Origin of the sequence: Shewanella alkalitolerans, from assembly GCF_019457575.1 — a bacterium.
Classification (GTDB): domain Bacteria; phylum Pseudomonadota; class Gammaproteobacteria; order Enterobacterales; family Shewanellaceae; genus Shewanella; species Shewanella loihica.
This window is the reverse complement of record NZ_CP080422.1, coordinates 415,074-436,173: the sequence shown is the minus strand read 5'-3', so window position 1 is coordinate 436,173 and position 21,100 is coordinate 415,074. Positions and strand designations below refer to the sequence as shown.

Sequence of the window (21,100 nt, the reverse complement as noted above, 5' to 3'; positions counted from 1 at the left end):
GTTATTGTAGCGACTAATCGCCTAATTTTATAGAAAAAATCTAACATCAATCAGATACACTCAGATAAACATAGAACAGTAACCCTGCCCTAACAAGCCCTTATCAGGCCCAACAGAGAGATAACAAAATCACGCGGCCTCTAGGGGGTCGCTAAAGAAACTGCCCTGTCCTGCACTCACCCCTAAAATCTTCAACGTCTGCCACTCCTCCAGCGACTCGACCCCTTCGGCAAAGACCTGCACCTCAGTGCGATACAGTCCACCGATAAGGCTTCTGACAAACAATTGATTCTCTTGGCGTAAATGTATCTGTCGCACGATAGATCTGTGCAACTTAATCAGATCCACACGGCAGGATTGAAGATACTGGGTACTCACCACCTGCTGCCCCACCCGGTCGACACACAGGCTGGCGCCCATCTTGGCGATCATATCCAGCGGCGCCTTCAGTTTCGCCAGGTTATTCACCAGGATATCTTCGTTGATCTCGAAGATCAGCCGCGGCGTCAGGTGACGATACTCCAGCAGGGTCGTCTGTAGCCAACGGATAAAGGCGCGGCTGGTAAGCGTATCCAAAGAGAGATTAATACTGTATTTCCGCTGGTCCTTGGGTGACTTAGGTAACAGATCGAACAACACGGCCTCGATCACCTGACGCTCGATCTGGGGGATCAGGCCGCACTTGATCGCCATGGGCAAGAACAGGGTGGCGCGCACCAGATTGTCGCTGCTGTCGCGCAGACGGCAGGAGACCTCGCTGTGATGCTCCTTGCCATCGCTGTCGAGTATCGCCTGGGTGAAGGGCACCACGCGCTTGTTGACCAGGGCATATTCGAGGAAGCTGCGCCAGCGCACCGAGCCTCTGGCAAACTCCTCATCCACCGCGCCCTTGTCATACATAAACCAGCCGCTGTTGCCCTGAAACTGGGCCGCTCGCAGCGCCATCTCGGCCTCTTCGATCAGCTGCTCCTTGCTCTCGCCCACCTTGAAGTAGGCGACGCCGATATGAAAGAAGTCGTCGCGATTGTTCACCCCTTCCAGGGGCTGACTCAGGCAGACCTTGAGCAGCCGAGCGGCCAGCTTCTCGGCATCGGCCAGGGAGATCTGCGGCACAACTATGGCAAACTGATTGTAGGAGCGACGGGAGAAGATGCTGTTGGCCTGGCTGTCCAGCAGGTGACTGATGCCGCCTATGGTCTGGGTGAGCAGCTCCTGAATGCTGAACTCGTCCGCCTCCTGCTGTAAGAGATCCAGATCTTCCATCTCCAGCAGTAGCAGCACACCTGGCGCCATCATGCCATCCTTGTTGCTCAGGGCATCCAGGCGGTTCTTGAGGAATAGGCGATTGCCGATGCCCGACTCGGGGTCGAGGAAGGTGTTGGAGCGAATAAACTGATCGAACCTGGCGCGCTGCTTCTGGGCATCATCCAGCTCAAGCAACATCTGGGTCAAGGCGCGGTTGATAAGCCTTGGCCGGCCATGGCCCGTCTCGGCCAGCGCCTTGTCATAGTCTCCCGAGAGGATCAGATGACTTCGCTTAGCCAGATCTTCAATGCCCTGCAGCTGCAGGGCCAACCAGAGATAGCCGCGACGCACCAGCAGGCCTACCGCGATGCATCCCACCAGGAACACCAGACCGCCGTGCCAGCTGATGTTATGCAGCAAGAAAGGCTGAGGTAGGCTGATATGAAAATGCAGGTCTAAGGTCTCGTTGAGTACCCTGTCGTAGTTGACCACACTCTGATCATGATTACCCCGGTCGAAGCGGTACAGCGTCTCGTCCCCCCGGATCAGGGTAAATTTTTGTGCGTCGTAGGCGGCCAGGATCTGCGGCAGCCAGATATCCAGATGCTGCAGCTCGTGCCTCACCTGATGCTGCAGCAGCATCTCTTCCAGCTCTGTCATCTGTTGCTGTTGGAACTTATAGGTGAGCTGAATGAAACTGACCAGAGCGGTAAGCAGAAAGATGAAGGCGACCGCAGCGAGAGAAAGCAGCCAAAAGCCGGTTAACTTCTTGGTGAGGAGTTGTGTCAATTTCATTTCCGCTTCCTGCAGGATTATTATTATTTTTTACGTCTGAGACCGCTTTATCATCTAGGATCCCGAAAGGCTTTATCACCTAGGCTGAGCAACACCACTTACCATACAAATAAAGCCGTAAAGGCACAATAAAAAAGGGCCCTGAGGCCCTTTTCTTATCATCACCATCGCCGATTAGGCCATGTAGTGCTCAGGCAGTGTTGGCAAGGCCGCAACACCCGAGTCGATAGCCGCCTGGGCAACGGCCTTGGCCACGTTTGACAGCAGGCGTGGATCCATCGGCTTAGGGATCACGTAATCTGGGCCAAATTTCAGCTCAGTAACATCTGGGTAGGCAGCCAATACCTCGGCAGGCACAGGCTCTTTCGCCAAGGCAGCGATGGCGTGTACCGCGGCAATCTTCATCTCGTCGTTGATCTTGGCGGCGCGTACATCCAGGGCACCACGGAAGATGAAGGGGAAGCAGAGCACATTGTTCACCTGGTTAGGGTAATCGCTGCGGCCGGTACCCATGATCAGATCTTTGCGCACATCGTGGGCCAGCTCAGGCTTGATCTCTGGATCTGGGTTTGAACAGGCGAAGATCACCGGCTTCTCGGCCATCAGGGCAACGTCTTCAGCACTCAGCACGTCTGGGCCAGACAGACCCAGGAAGGCGTCGGCGCCCTTGATCACATCCTGCAGGGTGCGCTTGTCTGTGTTGTTGGCAAACAGCGCCTTGTATTCGTTGATATCTTCACGACGGGTGTGGATAACGCCCTTACGGTCCAGCATGTAGACATTCTCACGCTGCACGCCACACTTCACCAACATGGTCATACAGGCGATAGCCGCCGCACCTGCGCCCATACAAACAAAGACCGCCTCTTCCAGCTTCTTACCCTGGATCTCCAGGGCGTTGATCATGCCTGCTGCAGTCACGATGGCCGTGCCGTGCTGATCGTCGTGGAATACAGGAACGTTACAACGCTCGATAAGCGCCTTCTCTATCTCGAAACACTCGGGCGCCTTGATATCTTCCAGGTTGATACCACCGAAGGTATCGGCAATCGCCTCGACCGTGTTGATAAACTCTTCTGCGGTGCGGTGCTTCACCTCGATGTCTGTGGCATCGATATTGGCGAAATGTTTGAACAGCAGTGCCTTACCTTCCATCACAGGCTTAGAGGCCAGTGGGCCCAGGTTACCCAGACCTAAGATGGCGGTACCGTTAGAGATCACGGCAACCGTGTTGCCCTTGGCGGTGTAACGGTATGCGTCGTCAGGATTGGCAGCAATTTCACGCACCGGCTCGGCCACACCCGGACTGTAGGCCAGCGCCAGATCCATGCTGGTCTCTGCGGGCTTGGTCAGGCTAACGGCGGTTTTGCCTGGTACGGGGAACTCATGGTAGTCAAGGGCTTGCTGACGGAAATCGGCCATTTTAGTAATCCTGCAAAAAATGCGACAAGTATATTCAGAGTAAGGTCTTATTTGCCCCGCCTCGCTCCCCCAGATTTGGCGAAAATCGACGCAGGTCATTAGAGCGCTAAGATACTCGAAATTAGGCGATTTTTAAACAAGATATTAGAAAATTTCAGTTTATTATGAAGCCAAACGGTCTAAGGCTTATTTTGCAAACTTATCTGCGAAGGATGATGGGCAATCATCTGCCATTTTTTGTAGGAATAATACAACTCACCACGCACAATTACCGGACTTTCAAGCAGGTTTAGGGTTAAAATGTTGCTAAATTTACCAGATTCTTCTCTAGGTATACCCACATAAAAGATTTCATCGATAATCAGCCACAATTGCTGACCTTTTCTTTCAAAACCCGTCACCACTCCTCTGACCTCTCGCCAGCGATTGCGATCGTCACGATTTAGCTCATCCGGCGACTTGGCCTGATAGCTTTTATGGCTCCATAATCCACGTCGCTCCTGACGGGCCTGACGCTCGATATTGGCCAAACACTGCCAGAAATAATCATTCTGATAGACCCTCGCCTTAGCGTAGCCCTGACTCAGCATCATCTCCTGCAGATGCTCTCCCTCCTCGGTATAGGCATAGGCTAAGGTTTTCCCTTGGGGATCCAGACGTTTACGATCGAAGGCCAGTTTGAGTTTCTGCCTAGGCACCAGGCGCTCGGCGAGGAAATTGCGCGCGCGATTGGCGAAGGGTTCAGACAGCTCAGGGTAGTGCCTGTCTATCTCGGGTGAATCGATGCCGATAAGCCTGAGCTGACGGCCATCTTCCAGCATCAAGGTATCGCCATCGATCACCGAGGCGAAAGTGACAGTCTCATCATAATGGGTCGGCGCGCACAGGCTGCCGGCGGCGGTCGCCAGGAAGGAGCAGAGAGAAAGAGAGAGGGCCAGAATCTTGTCCATAATGAATCGCTTCCCTAAATTAAACGCTCAGTCATCAGTAATATCATAACCTTACAAGCATGTTAGGCCGAGCGCCAACTCTATTCAAGAAAGCCCACTTGCAGGCCCACTTGCAAACTCAGTGACGGGATAAGTGGCAGGCCGAGCCCAAAGGCACAGACCAGCAAAAACGGGCAACAAAAAAGGCGCCATATAGGCGCCTTTTTCAGAGTTCTTTGCAGAAGTATTACTTCTTGCCAAGCATACCGAAACGCTTGTTGAACTTGTCGATACGTCCACCGGTATCCATAACTTTCTGAGTACCAGTGTAGAATGGGTGACATGCACCACATACGTCCAAGTGCAGTGGCTTACCTGCAGTTGAGTTTACTTTGATAACGTTACCACAAGTACAAGTTGCAGTGATTTCAGCATATTCAGGATGAATGCCTGGTTTCATTGGGATTACCTCAAGTTTAAGGCCATGTCGCACTTCCAACCCGAAGTCGGACACCACATGCAGTTAATAGAATATTTAGGCGCGAGATAGTACAGGATACCACCAATAGTTACAAGCATAGCCTGCAACTATTCTCCTGCGTTATCTGATTTTCCTTCCAGCGGCGATCGGCCGCCATGGCTATTCTGCCGCCAGCGCCTCAAAGGCTGCTCTTGCCGCATCGGCGCTCTGGTATCTCTGCTTGAGGGCCGCCGACGGACACTTAAGGGTCACATCTGCCCGCAGGCCATTGATCTTGCGATCGTTAAAGGCATTGGGGTTCGCCTCGAAGATGGCCAGCATGGCGCCATAGGTGCTCAGCTGCCACTGCTTGGCGTAGGTGCTGCCGAGGCGCCACAGGGTCTGAGGCGGGGCATAATCCAGCTGACATCCCAGCTGCACCCGATCGCCTACATCGACAGGCGGCAAACTTGCCAGTGACTGCTGGGCAGCGGCAAGGGGTTGCGACGGCTGCTTGTTGGTCTTGGCTGTTTTAATCGGCGTATTTGATTTGACAGGCTTTGGTTTAACCGGCTTGCTCTGCTGATAAGCCGTGGCGGCATCAAACAGGGGCATGCGCTTCACCTCCTGCCAGTTGTTGACCAGATACTCCTTGACCACCAGCTGCGCCTCGCCATCTTCCACCTCTTCGACGCCACTGAGCAGCAACATATAGGAGTTCATCGGCTTGACCATCAATCGCTCGCTGCCGGAGCGCTGCTCGACGATAAACTGCACCTTATCCAGGTTGACCGATTGGGCGACGATATTGACCCTGAGCGTCGGGCGCTGCCCCAGATCTGACAGCCTTTGATTGATACTGACGTGGGTAAGCTTAGCCCAGGCGGGCAGACTCATTAGCCCGGCTTGTCCCAGCAGCACTAGACACAGCATGACCAGATATTGCACTCTCTTCATCGCAACCTTCTTATCCCTGTTTGGGTGGATCGATTCGACTCTCAGACGCTCACCTCAGGGTCACACGCATCCGCCATCCGGCCAGTCGACAACCCCGAGTCTCACCTAGCTATTAAGCAACAAGCTCTTTGATGTTTCAACAATTTTGTCACAAGTCTTAGATCTGAATAGCCTAGGCTTTCCACCGACTTGTGACAGATTCTGGTAGCCCTCGTCAGGCTGTCTGGTTACACTTGCTCTACTATTATTGCTGCCAGCCAAATCTATGTCCCTGTTTGTCGAAGTCGCCCTCCCCGTCCCCATGCGCCAGGCCTTTAGCTATCGCGTCAAAGAGGCCGATCTCGACAAGGCTCAGGTAGGCGTCAGGGTCAGAGTCCCCTTTGGCAGGCAGCAACTGATCGGGTTGGTGACAGGCCTAAGCCAGAGCTGCGACCTGGCGCCGAATCAGATCAAGTCGGTTATCACCTTCCTAGACCATAAAGGGGTATTACCCCCCTCGCTGTACAAGCTGACCCAATGGGCCGCCCGCTACTATTTTTGCAGCCTGGGGCAGATGTTGTCTCAGGCCCTGCCCGTCGCCCTGCGTAAGGGTGCCGAGGTAGAGGCCCAGCAGCTACAGTTCTGGCGCGTGACCGCTGCCGGACAGGAAGCGGATATCGATCTGCTAAAGCGTGCACCCGCCCAGCGCAAGCTGCTGCTTGCCCTGTTAGAGACAGAGCTCAGCCAGGATGAACTCAATGCCTTGGAGCTGAGTAAGACGGCGCTGAAGGCTCTTGTTGAACGGGGCTGGATTGAGTGTATCGAGCGGCGTATCGAATCAAATCTCAGCTGGCGCGACGGGCTCGAACTCGATGAGACGCCCCATCAGCTCAATGCCGAGCAGGCCATCGCCGTCGCCACCCTCAACCAGCAGCAGGGCTACCACTGTACCCTACTCGAGGGGATCACGGGCTCGGGCAAGACAGAGGTCTATCTGGCGCTGCTGGAAACGGTTCTTAAGCAGGGCAAACAGGCGCTGATCTTGGTGCCCGAGATTGGCCTGACACCCCAGACCATCAGCCGCTTCAAGCGTCGCTTCAAGGTGCAAGTAGCGGTGATCCACTCTGGGCTCACCGACAATCAACGCCTGAGCGCCTGGCGTCTGGCTAGAAGCGGCGAAGCCGCCATCATCATCGGTACCCGCTCGGCGCTGTTCACCCCCATGCGCTATCCCGGTATCATCATCCTGGATGAGGAGCACGACGCCAGCTTCAAGCAGCAGGAGGGGATCGGCTATCACGCCCGGGACCTAGCCGTGATGCGCGGCCATCTGGAATCGATTCCCGTGCTCCTTGGCAGCGCCACCCCCTCCTTGGAGACGCTACAGAATGCCCTCTCCGGGCGCTACCAACACCTGAGCCTGGGCAGCCGCGCCGGCGCCGCCGAGAAGGTGCGACAGGGGATCATCGACATCCGCAATCAGCCGCTGAAGAATGGCCTCTCCCACGGCCTGCTCAACGAGATGCGTATCCATCTGGATGCGGGCAATCAGGTGCTGCTGTTTCTCAACCGTCGCGGCTTCGCCCCGGCGCTGCTGTGTCACGAGTGCGGCCACCTGCACGAGTGCGATCGCTGCGACGCCTTCTTCACAGTGCATCAGTCCCTCGGCGAGATCCGTTGCCACCACTGCGGCAATCAGTACGCCATCCCCCGGCAGTGCCACCAGTGCGGCAGCACCATGTTGATGGGCCAAGGGGTGGGCACAGAGCAGCTGGCCGACGCTCTGGCTAAGGAGTTTCCCAACCACCCTGTGGTGCGGATCGACCGCGACACCACCAGCCGCAAAGGGGCGCTGGAAACCCACCTTAACGCCATCCATAAGGGGGAATATAAGATCTTGGTCGGCACCCAGATGCTCGCCAAGGGGCACCATTTCCCCGACGTCACCCTGGTAGGCCTGTTAGATGTGGATGGCGCCCTGTTCAGCGCCGACTTTCGTGCCCCCGAGCGTTTCGGCCAACTCTATACCCAAGTATCGGGCCGCGCCGGACGGGCCCGCAAGCCGGGCACTGTGCTGCTGCAGACCCACCAATGTGACAACCCCATACTGAGGGAGTTGATGCACAAGGGCTATGGCGAGTTCGCCCGCGGTCAGCTGGAGGAGCGTAAACAGGCCCTGTTGCCACCGGCCTGGCACATGTTGCTGCTGCGCGCCGAAGCACACAAGGCCGAAGATGCCGACGCCTTCCTGGCCCAGGTTGCCCAGTTACTGCCGCAAGACGAGCAGTGCGAGATCATCGGCCCCATGCCAGCCCCCATGGACAGAAAGGCAGGTAAGTTCCGCCGTCAGCTGATGTTCCAGACCAAGACCCGCGGCCTGTTGCAGCAGGCCTTCGAACAGGCATTGCCGCAGATCGAAGCCCTGCCCCTGGCCAAGCGATGCCGCTGGAGCCTAGATCGCGACCCGCAGGATCTCCTGTGATCAAAAAATGCAAAAATAGCTCATAAAAATCCGACCAGAGGATAGCAATTGGCCACCACAAACGGCTAAAATACGCGGTTATCCCTGAATCTTTTTATATTTAGCAACTGTCGATTAAACGCCAATGAAATCACATATTCAATCTTTGCTCGAACAAGCCATTCAAACCCTAAAACAGCAGGCGATCATCCCTGCCGATTTTGAGGCTCGTATTCAGGTTGACCGAACCAAAGACAAAACCCACGGTGATTTTGCCACCAACCTAGCCATGATGCTGACCAAGGTGGCTCGCAAGAATCCTCGTGAGGTCGCACAGCTGATAATCGATAGCCTGCCACAAGACAGCCAGGTGGCTAAAGTTGAGATCGCCGGCCCAGGTTTCATCAACTTCTTTATCGATGAGAACGCCCTGACCAACCAGCTGATGGCCGCCCTCAGCGACGATCACCTGGGTGTAACCCTGCCAACGCCGCAGACAGTGGTGGTCGACTACTCTTCGCCAAACCTGGCCAAAGAGATGCACGTAGGTCACCTACGTTCAACCATTATCGGTGACGCCGTGGTACGCGCGCTGGAGTTCCAGGGTCACAAGGTGATCCGTCAGAACCATGTCGGCGACTGGGGCACCCAGTTCGGCATGCTGCTGGCCTACATGGAAGAGCTACGTGCCCAGCAAGGCGAGCAAGCCCAGGTTGAACTGGCGGATCTCGAGAGCTTCTACCGCGCCGCCAAGGTACGTTTCGACGAGTCGGAAGAGTTTGCTACCCGTGCTCGCCAGCTCGTGGTTGAGCTGCAATCGGGCGACGAGTACTGCAACAAGCTATGGCGTGAATTTAACGATATCTCCCTAAGCCACTGTCACGAGGTCTATGAGCGTCTGGGCGTGAGCCTGACCCGCGCCGACGTGCGCGGCGAGAGCGCCTACAACGATGACCTCGAGCAGGTGGTACGGGATCTGGATGCCCAGGGGCTGCTGTCTGAAAGTAACGGCGCCAAGGTGGTCTTCCAGGATGAGTTCCAAACCAAAGAGGGTGAGCCACTGCCGGTGATCATCCAGAAGGCCGACGGAGGCTTCCTGTATGCCACCAGCGATCTGGCGGCTATGCGCTACCGCTCAAACGTTCTCAAGGCCGACCGCGCCCTGTACTTCGTCGACCTGCGTCAGGCGCTTCACTTCCAGCAGGTATTCAGCCTGGCACGCACCGCTAACTTCGTTCGTCCAGAGATGAGTCTGGAACACATGGGCTTTGGCACCATGAACGGCGAAGATGGTCGCCCATTCAAGACCCGCTCTGGTGGCGTGGTGAAGCTGGTAGACCTGCTGAGCGAGGCCGAGACCCGTGCACTGGAACTGGTTCGCAGCAAGAATCCAGATATGGATGAAGAGGAGCTGGCCAAGATCGCCAAGGTGGTGGGTATCGCTTCGGTGAAATATGCCGACCTGTCGAAAAACCGCGCCAGCGACTACATCTTCAGCTTCGAGCAGATGCTGAGCTTCGAGGGCAACACTGCGCCTTACCTGCTCTACGCCTACACGCGTGTTGCAGGCATCTTCAAGCGTGCGGCCGATATCGACCTAACCGGTGCCAGCATCAAGCTGGAGCACGACAAAGAGAAGGAGCTGGGCAACAAGCTGGCCCAATTTGCCGAGGTGCTAGGTCGCATGGTGGCCAAGGGTCAGCCTCACGCCCTGTGTGGTTACCTGTTTGAACTGGCGGGCGCCTTCTCAAGCTTCTACGAGGCCTGCCCAGTGCTGGCGGCCGACTCAGAAGATGAGAAGAAGAGCCGTCTATTACTGGCACAGCTGACCGCTAAGACGCTGAAGCAGGGTCTGGATCTACTGGGTATCGAAACTTTAGAACGCATGTAGTATAGGGCGCCAGGATGAGCAATCGCGATTACGCCAATAGAAGACCTGCCTCGAAAGGACGTAAGAAGAGCACGGCTGGCCGACGTCAGCCGGCACCAGCGCCGAGACGCTTCCCCTTCGTGCTCTCTCTGGTGACCCTGGGATTAGTGGGCGGTTTCGGCTACTTCCTCTGGAGCATCAACGACAGTGCCGACAAGGTAGAGAATCAGCCCGAGGTGCAAGCGGTTAAGCCTAAGGTGGTCAAGAAGGACCCCAATGCGCTACCGCCTAAGCCAAAGGAAGAGTGGACCTACCAGGAGGAGCTGGAGAATAAGCAAGTCGAGGTGGATATCCCGGAAAACACCACGCCGACTCGCCCCTACCAGATGCAATGCGGCTCCTTCAGACAGGAATCTCAGGCCAATGAGATGAAGGCGGTGATCGCCTTCCAGGGCTTGGAGGCGCAGGTGCGTAAGGTCAGCGGCAGCAACGGCACCTGGTATAAGGTGGTGCTCGGCCCATACGAACGTAAACGCCTTGCCGAGAAACATCGCCACATACTACAGCGTGGTGGCCTCAACGGCTGTCAGATCTGGTTCTGGGAAGGCGGCTAGCCTTCGTCGTTCATGCTACAACTCACTCCAGAAACGCCAGCCTATCGCTGGCGTTTTTATACCAGCCCTTCTCAATAGCACGTCATGCATTGGCGCCTAAATTTAAGAGTCCCATCGAATTCTTGTCGCCACTTTCACCCCATAACCCGCTAGTGCTCACCTCCTTAACACAATAAAACTAAACAGTTTCTCCCATACTTGGCAGTAAACGCGACCTTTTCCCGCGTGAATGGGTAAACCTATGGTTGATCTCCCTTGAAAAACAAAATGCCACCCCCATATCTAAGCTATTGTCCACCGATGAGTTTCCTACTCGTCGGCTTGAGAAGAGGAAATACCGTGACCACAATCGTTTCAGTACGTCGCAACAATCAGGTTGTCATTGCCGGAGACGGCCAGGTATCACTGGGAAATACAGTGATGAAAGGAAACGCCAGAAAGGTTCGACGCCTGTATCACAACAAGGTCCTCGCGGGCTTTGCCGGCGGCACCGCCGATGCCTTCACCCTATTCGAACGCTTCGAATCTAAGTTAGAGATGCATCAGGGCCATCTGATGCGCGCCGCGGTCGAGATGGCCAAAGATTGGCGCTCAGACAGGGTGCTGCGCAAGCTCGAGGCCCTCTTAGCGGTGGCCGATACCGAGTGCAGCCTGATCATCACAGGTAACGGCGATGTGGTGCAGCCAGAAAACGACCTGATCGCCATAGGCTCAGGCGGCAACTTTGCCCAGGCCGCGGCCACGGCACTGCTGGAAAATACCGATCTCAGCGCCAAGGAGATCGCCGAAAAGTCTTTGACCATTGCCGGTGACATCTGTGTATTCACCAACCAATTCAAGACAATAGAAGAACTGAATTACTAACACTGAGCCCGCTCACTGTTACCAAACGTATGCACCCAAGCATTAAGGGATACTTATGTCTGAGATGACTCCACGCGAGATTGTTCACGAGCTGGACAGCCACATCATAGGCCAGCAAAACGCCAAGCGTTCGGTCGCTATCGCCCTGCGTAACCGCTGGCGTCGTATGCAGCTAGATGCCGCGCTGCGCCAAGAAGTCACCCCAAAAAACATTCTGATGATAGGCCCCACGGGTGTAGGTAAGACAGAGATCGCCCGCCGTCTGGCCAAGCTGGCCAAGGCGCCTTTCATCAAGGTCGAAGCCACTAAGTTTACCGAAGTCGGTTACGTGGGTAAGGAGGTCGAGCAGATCATCCGTGACCTCACCGACGCCGCCGTCAAGCTGACCCGCGAAGAGCAGATGGCCAAGTGTAAGTTCAGAGCCGAAGAAGCGGCCGAAGAGCGTATTCTCGATGCCCTGCTACCTAAACCCAAGGAAGACTGGGACACAGAGAAGAAAGATGACACAGGCACTCGTCAGGTGTTCCGCAAGAAGCTACGCGAAGGCCAGCTGGACGACAAAGAGATCGAGATCGATATCGCCGCGCCTCAGGTGGGCATAGAGATCATGTCGCCACCCGGCATGGAAGAGATGACCAGCCAGCTGCAGAGCATGTTCCAAAACATGGGCCCTGGCGCCAGCAAGCGTCGCAAGATGACCATCAAGGAAGCCTATAAGCTGTTGATCGAAGAGGAAGCCGCCAAGCTGGTGAACCCTGACGATCTTAAAGAGCAGGCGATCGAACTGGTCGAGCAGCACGGCATCGTCTTCCTAGATGAGATCGACAAGATCTGTAAACGTGGCGACACCTCGGGCCCAGACGTCTCTCGCGAAGGGGTTCAGCGCGACCTGCTGCCTCTGGTGGAAGGCTGCACGGTCAACACCAAGCACGGCATGGTCAAGACAGACCACATCCTGTTTATCGCCTCGGGCGCGTTCCAGATGTCTAAGCCATCGGATCTCATCCCCGAGCTGCAGGGCCGTCTGCCGATCCGCGTCGAACTGGAAGCCCTGTCTGCCAACGACTTCAAGCGCATTCTCACCGAGCCCCATGCCTCGCTCACCGAGCAGTATGTGGCATTGATGGCCACCGAAGGCGTTAAGGTCGAGTTTAGCGAGTCGGGTATCGAGCGCATCGCTCAGGCTGCCTGGCAGGTCAACGAGCGCACCGAAAATATCGGTGCCCGCCGCCTGCATACCGTGATGGAGCGACTGATGGAAGATCTCTCCTTCGAGGCCTCGGACAAGTCAGGCAGCACGACTGTGATCGATGCCGACTATGTTAACGCTCACCTGGAGAACTTGGTACAGGACGAAGATCTCAGCCGCTTCATCCTGTAAACTTAAAGGGCCCGTCAGTTCCCCTGCGGGCCCTCTTTTTTAACCAGGGATACCCTCCCATGAATAGGCGAAGCATATGACCCCCCAAAGCGATACGCCCAAGGTCAAAGGGCTCAAACTCAAACGCAAGTCGCGCCAGCTGGAGATAAGTTTCGACAACGGTCAGCAATTTACCTTGAGCTGCGAACTCCTAAGGGTCTACTCCCCCTCGGCCGAGGTCCATGGTCACGGCAATCCCGTGCTGGTCACCCACAAGAAGAACGTCAATATCAACGCCATCACCCCTGTGGGCAACTATGCGGTCAAGCTGGTGTTCGACGACGGCCACGACACAGGCCTCTACTCTTGGAAGGTGCTCTATGACCTGGCCACCAATCAGGTAGATCTGTGGGAGAACTATCTGGCCAGACTACGCGCCGCCAAGGCCAGCCGCGAGCCGCTGATCGACATGGCCGTGAAGTATCACACCTAACGCCTAGCCTCCTTTGTCTAAGCTCAAAGCCGATGTCACCATACTACAGGCCGGACTCTTCAGCCGCTGGGATGAAGAGAGCCCGGATCTGCCCAAGTTTCTCAAGGCCACGGTCCATGTGCCGGCAGAGATAGACATAGAATTTGGCTTCATCGCCCGTATCCGCAAGGCCAAGAATCAAAGGCTTAGCTACTGCATCTATCATCCTCATATTCCAGACCAGCAGGGCAATGTTCGCCCGCCCTTCGAGGGGGAGCTGTTTGTCGAGTCCAACGACTGGAAGTTCTATCTGGGTGACACCATCTGGGCCCCTGAACATGACAAGGTGGGCAGGTGGCGCATGACACTATCTCTGGGTGACAAGGTGGTTGCCGAGAAGACCTTTCATGTGCATCTTAACGATGAGGAGAGTCAGGTGGCGAACTTCTGGAAACGCAGGGGCTTTTAAGCACAATTGCTCGGCCAATCGCCATTGAGCAATATGAGTCAGGCAAAGCAAGCCCTCTCGTCGCACAATGGCCGCTCACTTGAAAAGGGATGCATATGAACCGAGCAGCGCACCAAGCCTATAGTCAACGAATCCAGACGGTTTGTGACTATATCGCGAAACATCTGGACCAGCCCCTGACGCTGGAACAACTGAGCCAGAAGGCGCACTTCTCCAAGTATCATTTTCATCGCCAGTTTCAGGTGTATACCGGCATAACCTTAGGTAAATACATCAGCCTGCTCAGGCTGAAGCGGGCCTCATACCGATTGGTGTTTCATCCCGAACTCAAGATCACCGACATCGCCCTCGATGCCGGGTTTGAGAACGGCGAATCCTTCTCGCGAGCCTTTAAGCAGGTATTTGCCCAGACCCCTACCCAGTTCAGGTTAACCCCTAAGTGGGAGCAATGGAGTCAACAATATGCCAAGGTGAACTATACAAGGAGAGAAACTGTGCAGATCAAACTCACGCAAAGAGACGATATCAAGGTCGCCGTGCTGGAACACCAAGGCAGCCCGGCCGCACTGAACGACTCGATTCAACAATTTATCAACTGGCGTAAGCAGAGCGGCGAATCCCCTGTGGCCAGCAGCCTGACCCTGGGCGTGCCCTTTAACGACCCTAACACGGTAGCGCCCGAGGCGTTTCGCTTCGACATCTGTGGCTCGGTAACGGCCGAGGTCAAGGCCAACGACTTTGGGGTGATCACCAAGACGATCCCCGGCGGTCGCTGCGCCGTGATCCGCCATCTTGGACCGCACGATCAGATGGACGATAAGATCTATCAGTTCTACCGCGACTGGCTGCCCCAGAGCGGCGAGGAGCTAAGGGATTTTCCTCTCTACTTCGAGTACCACAACTTCTTCCCCGAAGTCGCGGAGCATGAGCTGGTAACAGAGATCTATTTTTCACTGAAATAGCTGTCAGTGAAACAGAGCCTTACAAGATGCCTGGCAATAAAAAAGGCGACCCAGATGGGTCGCCTTTTGCTTTCTTCTTAAAGCACGACTAACGCTACAGATAGCGCAACTTCTAGCGCAACTTCTAGCGCAACTTCTAGCGCAACATTGCCAGCAGCGGTGCCTGACCGGCCACCTGAAAATCCAGCGCCATGGTGAGGCTCAAAATAGCTATGGTCAGTATCGAGAAACCGAACACCTGGCGCGACCAACGCAGCAGGTTCACATCGCTGCGATAGCCTTTTAGCGCCATCAGTAGCCACCAGAAGCTGGTCACGCAACTCACCGCCATAAAGCCCACCCCGGTATAACCCGCCAGGGGTAGCAGGGTCGATACCAGGGCGAACAGGGCAATGTAGAAGACGATATGCAGCTTGGCCTTTTCTACACCTTGGGCCACGGGCAGCACAGGTATATTAGCCGCCTCATAGTCCTTAAAGCGAAAGATGGCGATGGCATAGGAGTGCGGCATCTGCCACAGGCTGAACATGGCCAGCAGGATCAACGCCGCGCCATCTATCCTGCCGGTCACGGCACAATAACCCACCACGGGCGGCACGGCGCCCGAGAGGCTACCGACCAGAGTGCCATAGACGGAGTTGCGCTTCATGTAGAGGCTGTAGAGCCCCACGTAAACCAGGTAGCCGAAGGCGGCAAACAGCAAGGCCGCCAGGTTGGTAAACCAGGCCAGCAGGCCAAAGCCGAGTGCGCCCAGGACTATGCCTAAGCCAAGCACCTGCTTAAGTGGGATAGCGCCGGTCACCGTCGCCCTGCGGCAGGTGCGCTGCATCTTGGCGTCGATATCCCGGTCGATATAGTTATTGATGGCGCAGCCTGAGGCCACCACCAGAGAGAGCCCCAGCAGCGTCGCCAGCATCAAAACGGCATCGACCTCCCCCCTGGCGGCCAGGAGAAACCCGCCCACCACGGCGATGAGGTTTCCCATGATAATCCCGGGTTTGGTCACCTGAAGATAAGCCCCCAAGGGCGCGGCCACCTGAGTTGAGGTCGAATGCCTAATCATGCAGCCTCTCCTACATCATGAGGTCGTTGGCGGCGTAGATGATCCACACCGACAGGCCAACCACCATGACAATCACCAGGGCGGTAAACATAAACGACAGGGTATTCACCTTGCCTTCCTTGGAAAAATCAAGGTGCAAGAAATACTTAAGATGCACCAGAATCTGCACCACGGCCAACACCAGCACTATGGCCAGAGTGGTCGAGGTCTCCAGGCTGTGAGTCATCACCGCCCAGAAGGGAATGCCGGTCAACACCACAGAGAGCAGGAAGCCGGTAAGATAGGACTTGATGCTAGCGGCCAGATCGTCCTGACCATGGGTAGTGGCTTGGCTCATAATAAGACCCCCATCAAATAAACCACGGTGAACACGCAGATCCAGACGATGTCCAGGAAATGCCAAAACAGGCTGAGGCAATTCAGGCGGGTCAGGGTGCGTCCGCCCGTGCCGCGCTTAACAACCTCAAGCATCATGAGCGCCATCCACACCAGGCCGGCACTCACGTGCAGACCATGCATGCCCACCAGGGCGAAGAAGGCGGAGAGGAAGGCACTACGCTGCGGGCCATTGCCCTCGAGGATCAGGTGATGAAACTCATTCACCTCCATGCCGATGAACACACAGCCTAAAGCGAAGGTCACCGCCAACCAGGCCAGGGTCGCCCCCTTGTGATGACGCTTGGCAAAGATCAGCGCCAGACCATAAGTGATACTGCTGAGCAGCAGCGCCGCGGTTTCAATCAGGACGAAGTCCAACTCGAAGATATCCTTGCCCGACACGCCGCCGTCTGTGTTCATGTAGAGCACAGCATAGGTGGCGAAAGCCGAGGCAAACAGGATGCAGTCGGTCATCAGGTAGATCCAGAAGCCCAGCAAGGTGTTCTCGCCGGTATCATGGTGCTCCTCATGTAGGGTCTCGACCTGGGTAACACTCAGGTCAGCTGGGATAGCAATACTCATATCTGCCCCTTAGATAAGTTGTTCAGGTGCGCGGTTTCGATACGCTTAACCTCATCGCCCTGCACGTAGTAGTCGGTGTCTGTGTCGTAGGCTCGCATCAGGAAGACGATGAAAGCGCCCAGGAAACCTGCGATGGCCAGCCAGAGGATGTGCCAGATGGCGGCAAAGCCGGCGGCGGTGATCCCAAGGGCCATCCAAACCCCATGGCCGGTATTCTTCGGCATGTGGATCGGCTGGTAGCTCTCCTGCATCTGATAGGCCTGGCCCTGCTCCTTGGCATGGGTGAAGGCGTCGATATCGACGACCTGAGGCAGACGGGCAAAGTTATAGAACTGAGGTGGCGACGCGGTCGACCACTCAAGGGTGTGACCATTCCATGGGTCGCCGGTGGTGTCACGGTTCTGCTCACGATCGCGGATGCTCACGTACAGCTGAACGAACTGCAGCACTATGCCGACGAAGATGATGCAGGCACCGACCGCCGCCAGATAGATCCAGAAGTTCCAGTCCGGGTTATCTGTCTGATTGAGACGACGTGTCATGCCGAGGAAGCCCAGCACATACAGCGGCATGAAGGCGACATAGAAGCCCACCTGCCAGCACCAGAATGCCGCCTTACCCAGACGCTCGTTGAGGTGGAAACCTGTCGCCTTAGGGAACCAGAAGGCAAAACCTGCCAGGTAGCCAAACACGGCGCCGCCTATGATGGTGTTATGGAAATGCGCAATCAAAAACAGGCTGTTGTGTAGCACATAGTCGGCGCCAGGCACCGCCAGCAACACGCCTGTCATGCCGCCTATGGTGAAGGTCACCATGAAGCCCAGGGTCCAGAGCACGGGCACCGTCAGCTTCAGGCGTCCACGGTAGATGGTAAACAGCCAGTTAAACAGCTTCACCCCGGTCGGCACGGCAATCACCATGGTCATCACCCCGAAGAAGGCGTTGACGTTGGCACTCGAGCCCATGGTAAAGAAGTGATGCAGCCAGACGATGAAGCCCAGAATCGAGATGGCGCCGCTGGCCCAAACCATTGACTTGTAACCAAACAGACGCTTGGCGGTAAAGGTTGAGATCACCTCGGAGAAGATACCGAAGGCCGGCAGGATCAGGATATACACCTCTGGGTGTCCCCAGGCCCAGAACAGGTTGATATACATCATGGCATTACCACCGCCTTCGTTGGTGAAGAAGTGGAAATCCATGTATCTGTCCAGGGTCAGCATGGCCAGCACGGCAGTCAGGATCGGGAATGAGGCGACGATCAGTATGTTGGCCCAGGTACAGGTCCAGGTAAAGATCGGCATCTGCATCAACTTCATGCCCGGCGCGCGCATCTTAAGCACGGTCACCAGGAAGTTGACCCCGGTGAGAGTGGTCCCTATGCCGGAGATCTGCAGCGCCCAGATATAGTAATCGACCCCAACCCCGGGACTGTAGGCCAGCTCAGACAGCGGCGGATAGGCCACCCAACCTGTCTTGGCGAACTCACCCACCCCAAGAGAGATGTTGATCAGCACGGCGCCGGAGGCGGTCAACCAGAAACTGAGGTTATTCAGAAACGGAAAGGCAACGTCGCGCGCGCCTATCTGCAGCGGCAACACCAGGTTCATCAGGCCAATCATGAAGGGCATCGCCATGAAGATGATCATGATGACGCCATGGGCGGTGAAGATCTGGTCATAGTGCTCGGGCGGCAGGTAGCCGGCGGCACCATTGGTGGCCATGGCCTGTTGAGTACGCATCATGATGGCATCGGAGAAGCCACGGATCAGCATGACGAAGGCCAGCAGGATATACATGATCCCCAGGCGTTTATGGTCGACCGAGGTCAGCCAGTCGCGCCACAGAGGGCCCCATTTCTTATGCTTGGTGATCAGGGCCGCAATAACAAGGCCTATCACGGCGACCGCAGCCAGGGTCACCATGATGATGGGTTCGTGGAAGGGAACCGCATCCAGTGTTAATTTTCCAAGAAAAGACGACATTAGTGTTCGCCTCCCGTCGTGTTAGAGAAGTCAGATGCATGCACCTGCTCGTGTGACTGCCCGTGTGTGGCGGCCGGCATCGCCATGCCCTCATGGGCTGGCATCTGGTGGTGATGCATGTACTGCATAACGATCTGCTCAAACAGGCCGTCACTGACCGAGGCGTAGTAGCTCACGGGATTATTGCTGCTCTCTTTCGCCAGTTCGCGATAACTCTCTGGACCGAGCGCCGCGCCTTCGCGCTTCACCTTGGCAACCCAGGCGTTGAAATCGCCGCGGGTCGGCGTCGCGATGGCGTTGAACTTCATGCCGGTAAAGCCCGCACCACTGTAGTTGGCCGAGATCCCCTTGTAGGTACCGGGCTCGTTGGCGATCAGATGCAGCTTAGTGGTCATGCCCGCCATGGAGTAGATCTGGCTACCCAGTTGGGGAATGAAGAAGGAGTTCATGGCCGTGTCGGAACTTATCTTAAAGTTCACCGGCACATTGGCAGGAAACGCCAGCTCGTTGACCGAGGCGATGCCCTGCTCAGGATAGATAAACAACCACTTCCAGTTGAGCGACACCACCTCGACAGTGATCGGTTCGGCCTCATGGTCCAGCGGTTGATAAGGGTCCAGCTTATGGGTCGAATGCCAGGTGATCACACCCAGAATGCCGACAATGACGATAGGCACGCACCAGACCACCAATTCGATCGTCTTAGAGTGCGCCCACTTAGGTGCATAGATTTCATGATCGCGACCGTCGCGATACTTCCAGGCGAAGTACAAGGTCATGACGATCACAGGGATCACCACGATCAACATCAACAAGGTGGCAATCACGATCAACTGCTTCTCATCGATCCCCACCTGTCCCTTTGGATCGAGTACGCCACCTTCACAGCCTGCCAACATCAGCGCCACCATGGCACAGCTTGCTTTGGCAAAGTTTCGAATTAACACAAGGAATATTCCTCTAACCCTAGTTTATGAGATTGCCAAATGGGCTTGGCAAGGGTATCCGGGCCAGCAAGGGGCAAGCATAGAGCACAAAATAGGGCTCAAGCTGCGAAAATTAAGCGGCTAAGGATACTTAAAGTATTTTATAAACAGAGCTTTAGGCTTGGAGGGGCGCGACAGCCGTGAGCGTCATGTTCGACGCTCTTAAGATCGCATGTCAGCAGTGGGTAGCCTGGCCCTTGGGAAGCCAGGAGGCAAAACAGCTGATAAGCGATGAAACAGAGACAGAGATATGGATAGATAAATAGCGGGCTGATGAACACTGGCCCCATCATGGAGAGATCAAAGGACTCCCATAGCAGCCAGTCTGACAACAGCTGCATCAGCTCACGGCTATCTAAATAGCTGGAGATCACTACCGAGAGGCAATAGCAGAGCAACAGCAGGCTTAACAGATAGGCCAACTGTTTCTGATGACTAATTGCCAGCCGGGCGAGGTCACGCTGTGCGTCGGCCAGAAAATGACTAGGAGTAGGTTTCAATAGATCAGTCCAAAATTGGAATGTGATCGACAGCAATTGAAAAAATGCGAATCATTTACACTGTATTTTTATGCCGCGGGAGCATAGCAAAAAGCGCTCGGTAAAAGAAAGCGGGAATCCAGCCTGATGTTTAAAATTTATTCAAATTAGCGATAAAAACGCCACATTTAACAATTTTTAAACCTTAAAAACACCAAAACCGATCACAAAAGCCGGCATTTTTGTGAGCCACAAGCCTATTAGCACCTACTCATCTACTCGCAAACTCCCAGTAAAACCGGCCCCCTCTTCCCCGATTGACAGCCACTTGCCTATTCACGTTGGCGAATAATTATGCAGCACAGATGCAACTGAGGTTGGGTTAGACCGAATTAAAGCAAGGAAAGAAGCACTAGGATTAACCCCTAGGCACAGATGACGATGGGCTAGCAAAATGGAATAGACAGGAATCCAGACCTAAATATTAGGAACCCTAGGTTCAAAGTGCTTATGTCTGCTTAGTCGCTTAGATAGAACTTAGCTAGCGCTAGAACGAAAAAAGCTTCCATTTCTGGAAGCCTTTTCTCTTAATGTGGCGGAGAGATAGTCGGACACTCTGTTGAAAGGCAATAGCGTTAGGAACCCGGCTATTTCTCTTTTCCCATATGCTAGATAGCACAAAGCCCGCTATAAAGCGGGCTTTGTTAATGTGGCAGAGGGATAGTCAGATACGCTATTGAAAGACATTAGTATCAGGATAGCCTGGGT

Annotated in this window: 19 protein-coding genes; 8 read left to right on the top strand and 11 right to left on the bottom strand. The window is 55.3% G+C overall.

The features are described from left to right. Positions 1-129: 129 nt before the first annotated feature. The 5 genes from csrD to K0J45_RS01955 all read right to left on the bottom strand — a co-directional run bounded on the left by csrD (position 130) and on the right by K0J45_RS01955 (position 5,808). Positions 130-2,040 carry an RNase E specificity factor CsrD gene (gene csrD / locus K0J45_RS01975; RefSeq protein WP_011864190.1) on the bottom strand — a complete coding sequence of 637 codons (1,911 nt, stop codon included), beginning with the start codon at positions 2,038-2,040 and terminating at the stop codon, positions 130-132. Positions 2,041-2,214: 174 nt separating this feature from the next. Further along, positions 2,215-3,462, bottom strand: a complete 1,248-nt coding sequence (locus K0J45_RS01970) for a malic enzyme-like NAD(P)-binding protein (RefSeq protein ID WP_144200046.1) — start codon at positions 3,460-3,462, stop codon at positions 2,215-2,217. Positions 3,463-3,641: 179 nt separating this feature from the next. Beyond that, positions 3,642-4,412 (bottom strand): thermonuclease family protein, encoded by a 771-nt coding sequence (locus tag K0J45_RS01965; RefSeq protein WP_220044025.1) that lies wholly within the window; start codon positions 4,410-4,412, stop codon positions 3,642-3,644. Positions 4,413-4,638: 226 nt separating this feature from the next. Then, on the bottom strand, positions 4,639-4,851 hold the full coding sequence (rpmE, locus tag K0J45_RS01960) for a 50S ribosomal protein L31 (protein ID WP_011864187.1): 213 nt from the start codon (positions 4,849-4,851) through the stop codon (positions 4,639-4,641). 180 nt (positions 4,852-5,031) lie between these two features. After that, positions 5,032-5,808 carry a FimV/HubP family polar landmark protein gene (locus tag K0J45_RS01955; RefSeq protein ID WP_220044024.1) on the bottom strand — a complete coding sequence of 259 codons (777 nt, stop codon included), beginning with the start codon at positions 5,806-5,808 and terminating at the stop codon, positions 5,032-5,034. A gap of 265 nt (positions 5,809-6,073) precedes the next feature. On the opposite strand from K0J45_RS01955, the gene priA reads away from it, so the two are divergent. From priA to K0J45_RS01915, 8 genes are all read left to right on the top strand, one after another. Continuing rightward, a complete protein-coding gene (gene priA / locus K0J45_RS01950; RefSeq protein WP_220044023.1) occupies positions 6,074-8,269 on the top strand; it encodes a primosomal protein N' in 2,196 nt (731 codons plus the stop codon). Positions 8,270-8,393: 124 nt separating this feature from the next. Then, positions 8,394-10,139, top strand: coding sequence for an arginine--tRNA ligase (argS, locus tag K0J45_RS01945; protein WP_220044022.1), 1,746 nt, complete (start codon positions 8,394-8,396; stop codon positions 10,137-10,139). 14 nt (positions 10,140-10,153) lie between these two features. After that, a complete protein-coding gene (locus K0J45_RS01940; RefSeq protein ID WP_220044021.1) occupies positions 10,154-10,732 on the top strand; it encodes an SPOR domain-containing protein in 579 nt (192 codons plus the stop codon). 339 nt (positions 10,733-11,071) lie between these two features. Next, positions 11,072-11,596, top strand: coding sequence for an ATP-dependent protease subunit HslV (hslV, locus tag K0J45_RS01935; RefSeq protein WP_011864181.1), 525 nt, complete (start codon positions 11,072-11,074; stop codon positions 11,594-11,596). 55 nt (positions 11,597-11,651) lie between these two features. After that, positions 11,652-12,977, top strand: a complete 1,326-nt coding sequence (gene hslU, locus K0J45_RS01930; RefSeq protein ID WP_011864180.1) for an ATP-dependent protease ATPase subunit HslU — start codon at positions 11,652-11,654, stop codon at positions 12,975-12,977. Positions 12,978-13,053: 76 nt separating this feature from the next. Further along, positions 13,054-13,449 (top strand): gamma-butyrobetaine hydroxylase family protein, encoded by a 396-nt coding sequence (locus K0J45_RS01925; protein WP_220044020.1) that lies wholly within the window; start codon positions 13,054-13,056, stop codon positions 13,447-13,449. Positions 13,450-13,462: 13 nt separating this feature from the next. Next, the gene (locus tag K0J45_RS01920; protein ID WP_011864178.1) at positions 13,463-13,897 is read left to right on the top strand and encodes a DUF3859 domain-containing protein; all 435 of its coding nucleotides are present in this window, start codon (positions 13,463-13,465) and stop codon (positions 13,895-13,897) included. A gap of 95 nt (positions 13,898-13,992) precedes the next feature. Then, the gene (locus K0J45_RS01915) at positions 13,993-14,859 is read left to right on the top strand and encodes an AraC family transcriptional regulator (RefSeq protein WP_220044019.1); all 867 of its coding nucleotides are present in this window, start codon (positions 13,993-13,995) and stop codon (positions 14,857-14,859) included. A 136-nt stretch (positions 14,860-14,995) separates the two neighbouring features. On the opposite strand, the gene cyoE is transcribed toward K0J45_RS01915, so the two are convergent. The 6 genes from cyoE to K0J45_RS01885 form a co-directional block, all read right to left on the bottom strand. Continuing rightward, positions 14,996-15,922 (bottom strand): heme o synthase, encoded by a 927-nt coding sequence (cyoE, locus tag K0J45_RS01910; RefSeq protein WP_220044018.1) that lies wholly within the window; start codon positions 15,920-15,922, stop codon positions 14,996-14,998. A 10-nt stretch (positions 15,923-15,932) separates the two neighbouring features. Next, complete coding sequence (cyoD, locus tag K0J45_RS01905) at positions 15,933-16,259, bottom strand: cytochrome o ubiquinol oxidase subunit IV (RefSeq protein ID WP_011864175.1); 327 nt, start codon at positions 16,257-16,259, stop codon at positions 15,933-15,935. Next, on the bottom strand, positions 16,256-16,882 hold the full coding sequence (gene cyoC, locus K0J45_RS01900; protein WP_220044017.1) for a cytochrome o ubiquinol oxidase subunit III: 627 nt from the start codon (positions 16,880-16,882) through the stop codon (positions 16,256-16,258). Before cyoC ends, cyoD begins: the two co-directional genes overlap by 4 nt. Beyond that, a complete protein-coding gene (cyoB, locus tag K0J45_RS01895; RefSeq protein WP_220044016.1) occupies positions 16,879-18,867 on the bottom strand; it encodes a cytochrome o ubiquinol oxidase subunit I in 1,989 nt (662 codons plus the stop codon). The genes cyoC and cyoB overlap by 4 nt, the downstream gene beginning before the upstream one ends. Next, positions 18,867-19,814 (bottom strand): ubiquinol oxidase subunit II, encoded by a 948-nt coding sequence (gene cyoA, locus K0J45_RS01890; protein ID WP_220044015.1) that lies wholly within the window; start codon positions 19,812-19,814, stop codon positions 18,867-18,869. Before cyoA ends, cyoB begins: the two co-directional genes overlap by 1 nt. 140 nt (positions 19,815-19,954) lie before the next feature. Then, entirely contained in the window at positions 19,955-20,353 is a 399-nt protein-coding gene (locus K0J45_RS01885; protein WP_220044014.1) for a hypothetical protein, read from the bottom strand. Positions 20,354-21,100 lie beyond the last annotated feature (747 nt).